The sequence below is a fragment of the Pedobacter sp. genome (assembly GCF_045627485.1).
Lineage (GTDB): Bacteria > Bacteroidota > Bacteroidia > Sphingobacteriales > Sphingobacteriaceae > Pedobacter.
Genome location: NZ_JAZQNU010000018.1, coordinates 1 through 6,134, shown reverse-complemented (window position 1 = coordinate 6,134; position 6,134 = coordinate 1). Strand labels below are relative to the sequence as shown.

4 protein-coding genes and 1 other RNA gene are annotated in these 6,134 nt (G+C 43.7%); 2 read left to right on the top strand and 3 right to left on the bottom strand.

Features of this window, described 5'->3' with window-relative positions; genetic code table 11:
- The coding region (locus ACR2F3_RS01420; protein WP_432708198.1) for an OPT/YSL family transporter at positions 1–917 on the bottom strand (917 nt) is incomplete at its 3' end.
- A 65-nt stretch (positions 918–982) separates the two neighbouring features.
- Here ACR2F3_RS01420 and ACR2F3_RS01415 point away from each other — a divergent pair.
- Complete coding sequence (locus ACR2F3_RS01415; RefSeq protein WP_432708197.1) at positions 983–1,480, top strand: D-glycero-alpha-D-manno-heptose-1,7-bisphosphate 7-phosphatase; 498 nt, start codon at positions 983–985, stop codon at positions 1,478–1,480.
- A gap of 268 nt (positions 1,481–1,748) precedes the next feature.
- Here ACR2F3_RS01415 and fsa read toward each other — a convergent pair whose 3' ends face one another.
- Both fsa and ffs read right to left on the bottom strand, forming a co-directional pair.
- Positions 1,749–2,414, bottom strand: a complete 666-nt coding sequence (fsa, locus tag ACR2F3_RS01410) for a fructose-6-phosphate aldolase (protein WP_432708196.1) — start codon at positions 2,412–2,414, stop codon at positions 1,749–1,751.
- A 151-nt stretch (positions 2,415–2,565) separates the two neighbouring features.
- Positions 2,566–2,665: signal recognition particle sRNA small type (gene ffs / locus ACR2F3_RS01405), an RNA gene on the bottom strand.
- A gap of 377 nt (positions 2,666–3,042) precedes the next feature.
- On the opposite strand from ffs, the gene gltB reads away from it, so the two are divergent.
- Positions 3,043–6,134, top strand: a 3,092-nt coding sequence (gene gltB, locus ACR2F3_RS01400; RefSeq protein ID WP_432708195.1) for a glutamate synthase large subunit, incomplete at its 3' end; no start/stop codon positions are given.

Here is a 6,134-nt window from a genome sequence, read left to right as displayed (position 1 = left end):
ATCTGTTTTACATAAGCCTGGTAAAGGGCCAAAGGATAATCAGCGAAGGTCTGCGTAACCGGATCCCAGCCACCGGCACCGCCAGCTTTGGTCACATCGGCCAGCATGCCCAGTTTCACCAGTTGCATTGCAGCACGGATGGGGTCTATTAAAGTCGATAACAAAGGAATCAGGGCCAGCCAGGCCAAAACACCACCTGCTACGAGTACACCGGCTATTTTCGGACCAATGATATAACCTACACCCAGGTACTCGGGTGTAATCTCGCCACTCACTTGTGCCGAGGGCAAATAACGGTTCGTTTGTTTAGTTACCCAGGTGGGTACCTCGGCAATCACATGAAATACTTTCTGCAGCATGGCATACACCAGGGCAAAGCCTAAGCCCCAGAAAGCCGTTCTGGCAAATGATCCGCCGCGTTCACCTGCTTTTAATACCGATGCACAGGCCGTTCCTTCCGGATAGGGTAAGGTTTTATGTTCCTTCACAATCAGCGAACGGCGCAGCGGAATCATCATCAGCGTACCTAAAATACCACCGAGGATGGCCAGGATTAAAATGGTCATGTAGTTGAAAAACGCTTCCCCCGAACTTACGCCACCTACATCAGAACTTAAAAACAAAAATCCGGGTAGCGTAAACACTACACCCGCAGCAACGGATTCACCCGCAGAGCCTGTGGTTTGGATAATGTTATTCTCCAGGATGGTGGTTTTGAAAAACTTTTTGCCCAGGGTAATGGCCAATACGGCAATAGGGATGGAAGCGGAAACAGTTAGCCCTGCTTTCAAGGCCAGGTACACCGTGGCTGCCCCAAATAAGATTCCCGCTGCACTCCCTAATAGAATAGATTTTATGGTTAATTCGGCAACATTTTCTTCCGCCGCAACGTAAGGCTTGAATTCGTCTTTGTTCATGAATGTAAAATAATTATAAAGGTATTTTTTAAATGTATATATTCATCCGGAAGTAAAGACTAAAAATGAAGAATAAAGCTGTTTTTTTAGACCGTGATGGGGTTTTAAACCATGAATTATATGATTACATCTGCAGGGTAGAAGATTTTGAAGTACTGGAATACCAGATCCCACCTTTAAAGAAACTATATGATGAGGGTTACATGCTCATCGTGATTACCAACCAGGGTGGCATTGCAACCAACAGGTATACAGAGGAAACACTTGCAGAAATGCACAAGATCCTTTTTGCGAAATATGCTGAGCAGGGTGTTATATTTACGGATGCGTACCATTGTCCGCATCACCCAACGGTGTCTGGTGAATGTGATTGCCGAAAACCGAAGTCGGGCATGTTATTGGAAGCAATCGCTAAATACAACATTGATCCCGCCTTATCGGTAATGATTGGAGATAAACCTCGTGATGTGGAAGCGGCAAATGGGGCAGGGGTAAAAGGCATTTTGATTGCGCCGGATGAGCAGATCGATTATGATAAAGTAAAGGAAGTTTTAGCGGCTTAAAAAGCTCACCAAAATAGCCAGGGATTTCCTCAATATTAGCTTATAAAATTTGGCGTTCTCGTTCGCACCTGCGCCGCACCTCCTTCGCACCTTGTCTCACAAAACCGAAAGGAGAGGTATAGGAGGTGTGCTAGAGGTCGCCTGGAAAATGCCACTTTGTATAAGCTAAACTTAAGGCTTAGTTCAGGTGGAGACAAGCCTAAACAAAAGCGGCCTAATCTAAGATAATAGTTATCTCCGATTAGGCCGCTTTTTTATTTATTTTTAATTACAAGGCTGCTTTCGCTGCTTTCTCATGGTCAGCAAGAAACTGCGCCAATCCATTGTCTGTTAATGGGTGTTTTAACAACCCTACAATGGCAGATAACGGTGAAGTAATTACATCGGCACCTAATTTAGCACAGTTGATAATGTGTAAAGGGCTACGGATAGACGCGGCTAAGATTTCTGTTGGGTATTCATAATTGTCAAAAATCAACCTGATGTCTTCGATTAGGTTTAAACCATCATTACCGATATCATCTAAACGGCCTAAAAACGGTGATACATAACTTGCGCCTGCTTTAGCTGCCAATAAGGCTTGTCCTGCAGAGAAAATTAAAGTACAGTTGGTTCTGATTCCTTTTGAGGTTAAATATTTGATGGCTTTCACACCGTCTTTAATCATCGGGATTTTAACAACGATTTTCGGATTAAGCTTAGCCAATGCTTCGCCTTCTTTAATCATTTCGTCGTAGGTAGTGGAAATTACTTCTGCACTTACGTTGTCGTCAACAATGTCGCAAATAGCTTGATAATGGGCAGTCACGTTGGCTTCGCCAGTGATGCCTTCTTTCGCCATAAGGGTAGGGTTGGTGGTTACGCCGTCTAATACACCTAGATCCTGGGCTTCTTTAATTTGATCAAGGTTCGCTGTATCAATAAAAAACTTCATATAATGGGGTTAGTTAAAATTTCAAAAAATTTTTATGAAGGCTAAATTAGACAAATACTTTGCTTATACAGCAAAATTGTGCCTTGATAATTTAGATATTGATAAGTTAGTTAGGGGTATGCCGTTTTTTACTTTATCAGAAAAAGTAAAAAATGGGCAAGCAACTTTTATCGCACCGCTACAACCTTCTACCCTTGCTTCGTTCCCGCCCTGGGGGAGTTCAAAGGGAGCTGATCGTAAAAGACTTGCCCGTCACAAAAGTAGCAATAGTTATCAGTTTACGAAACTATATCGAAGAAAATTTAGGTGTTTTTTTGCGTTTTTTTACTAATTTATTGACCTTTAAGCTATTGTAGTAGTAATTTTTTTATTCCCCTCCAATTTTCTATCCATGTAATTATATCATTCTTTATTAATAGGGGGTTAAAACAGTGTTTTTATACTTGCAAAAAGCCTGTTTTTTACTTCAATATTGTGAGTGTCTAAATTTTTAGGCCAAATATTTATGATATTCATAATTTACGGGCCCTTCTGCAATCAAACAATTCAATGTTCCAAAAAATAGATGCAAAAATGGTAATTGAGGCCTGAATTCTATATCTTAGTGTTTTAAATACACTAAACCGATATGGACCATAACGAAGATAATAAGGGCTTATATGACCAGCGATTCGAGCACGATGCCTGTGGCATTGGTTTCGTTGCTCATGTAAAGGGGAGGAAATCCCAGCAAATTGTTTCAGATGCGATTACCATTCTGGAAAACTTAGACCATAGAGGGGCATGTGGTGCGGAGATTAATACCGGCGACGGAGCCGGAATAATGATTCAAATTCCTCATGAATTCCTATATGACGAATGTTTAAAGGTTGGTTTTAGCTTAAACAAATCAGGTGATTACGGCGTAGGCATGCTGTTTCTGCCAAAAGACATCAAAGCCAGGGAAGAGTGCAGGGAGATTATTTACCGTGCAGCAGAAAAACTGGAACTGGAAGTGCTGGGCTTTAGAAAAGTGCAAACCAATTCCTCCGACCTGGGCGACATGGCCCTTTCGGTAGAGCCGGAAATGGAGCAGGTGTTTATTGCCCGCCCATACGCCATTGCAGCCGGTGCTGATTTTGAACGTAAATTATATGTGTTCAAAAATTACCTGACCAACACCATCCTCAACACCGTGAAGGATGTGAAGTCTGATTTTTATATCGCCTCGTTCTCGTCCAGAACGATCGTTTATAAAGGTCAGCTGACTTCGATGCAGTTGAGAACTTATTTTACAGAACTGAGTGATAAACGTGTGGTATCGGCATTCGGCCTCATCCACTCGCGTTTTGCCACCAATACTTTTCCATCTTGGCGTTTGGCGCAACCCTTCCGCTATATTGCCCATAATGGGGAAATCAACACCCTGCAGGGTAATTTAAATTGGTTCAGGGCTAGTGTGAAGTCCTTTGCCTCTCCTTATTTTACGCCTGAAGAACTGAATATATTACTTCCCGTAATTGATGAATCGCAATCTGATTCGGGTTGTTTAGATAATATTGTCGAATTGTTATTACATGCTGGCCGTTCTTTACCGCATGTACTCATGATGCTGATTCCGGAAGCCTGGGATGGTAATGAGGACATGGATGAACTGAAAAAAGCATTTTATAAGTTCCATGCGACGCTAATGGAGCCTTGGGATGGCCCGGCTGCCATTGCATTTACTGATGGTAACCTGATTGGGGCTACTTTAGACCGTAACGGACTGCGCCCTTCGCGTTATGCCATTACGTCTGATGATTTTGTAATCATGGCTTCTGAGGCGGGTGCGCTTGCTTTAGACCAGAGTAAAGTGATCGAAAAAGGTCGCCTTACCCCTGGAAAAATGTTTGTGGTAGACATGGAGCAGGGCAGGATCATCAGTGATGATGAAATTAAAACTACCGTTTGCAGCAGAAGACCTTATGCCGACTGGATTAACCAATACCAGATCAGGCTGGAAGAACTTCCTGAGCCGCGTGTGGTATTTAGTAACCTGTCTGAGGAGTCCATTTTCCGTTACCAGCAGGTATTTGGCTATAGCCGCGAAGATATCGACCTGATCATTAAACCCATGGCACTGGATGGCAAAGAGCCTCTGGGTTCTATGGGTACAGATATTCCTTTGGCTGTTTTATCGCAAAAACCACAGCATTTAGCTTCTTATTTCAAGCAGTTGTTTGCCCAGGTAACCAACCCTCCAATTGACCCGATCAGGGAAAAAGTGGTAATGAGCCTTGCGGGTTTCATGGGTAACAACGGAAACCTGTTGGAAGAAAACGCCTTGCAATGTCACTGTGTGGGCATTAAACATCCCATCCTGACTAACCTGGAGCTGGAAAAATTACGTAGTATCGATACGGGTGCTTTCCAGTCTAAAACCTTGCAGACTTACTTCAGGGCTACCGGTAAACCGGGTGCAATGGCGAAAGCCTTAGATCGTTTGTGCCGCTATGCAGTGGATGCCGTGGAAGATGGTTTCCAGGTATTGGTACTTTCTGACCGTGCCCTTGATTCTGAGCATGCGGCAATCCCTTCGTTATTGGCGGTTTCTGCTGTCCACCATCACCTGATCCGTAAAGGATACCGTGGTGCGGTTGGTTTAGTGGTAGAAGCGGGCGATGTATGGGAAGTGCATCACTTTGCTTGTTTAATTGGTTTTGGTGCTACTGCGGTAAATCCGTACCTGGCCCTGGAAACCATTAAGAGCTTTGAAAATGAAACTACCCTGGAGCGTGAGAAATTAGCCCAGAACTATATTTATGCGGTGAACAATGGCTTGCTAAAGATTTTCTCAAAAATGGGAATCTCTACCTTGCAATCGTACCACGGTGCACAGATTTTTGAGATCCTGGGTATCCATCCATCTGTGGTCGACAAGTTCTTTACCGGTGCGGTATCCCGTATTGGTGGTTTAGGCCTGGATGAAATTGCCACTGAAGCTTTAATTAAACACAGCAGGGTATTTGGTCCGGCACATCGCCCGGATAGTATATTGCCTACTGGGGGTAATTACAAATGGAAACGTAAAGGGGAGCAACATTTGTTTAACCCGCAAACCATCCATTTGTTGCAAAATTCTACCCGCAGAAACGATTATGCAACCTATAAACAATATTCAAAACTGGTGAATGAACAGGGTAAACAAGCGTTTACCATCAGGGGCCTTTTTGATTTTAAATATAACCGTCCGGCAGTGCCGATTGATGAAGTGGAACCTGTAGAAGGTATTTTCAAACGTTTTGCTACCGGTGCCATGTCGCTGGGGTCAATTTCCCAGGAGGCGCATTCTACCTTAGCCATTGCCATGAACCGCATTGGTGGTAAAAGTAACACCGGTGAGGGTGGGGAAGATGAAGTGCGTTTTGACAAATTGCCTAATGGTGACTCCATGCGTTCGGCCATTAAACAAATTGCTTCTGCCCGTTTTGGGGTAACCAGCAATTATTTAACCAACGCTGATGAGTTGCAGATTAAAATGGCCCAGGGGGCTAAACCTGGTGAAGGTGGGCAGCTGCCTGGTCATAAAGTTGATGAATATATTGCAAAGGTGCGTCACTCGACGCCTGGTGTGGGCTTGATTTCGCCGCCACCTCACCATGATATCTATTCGATCGAAGATCTTGCACAATTGATTTTTGACCTTAAAAATGCGAACCGCGAAGCGCGGATCAATGTGAAACTGGTTTCTAAAGCGGG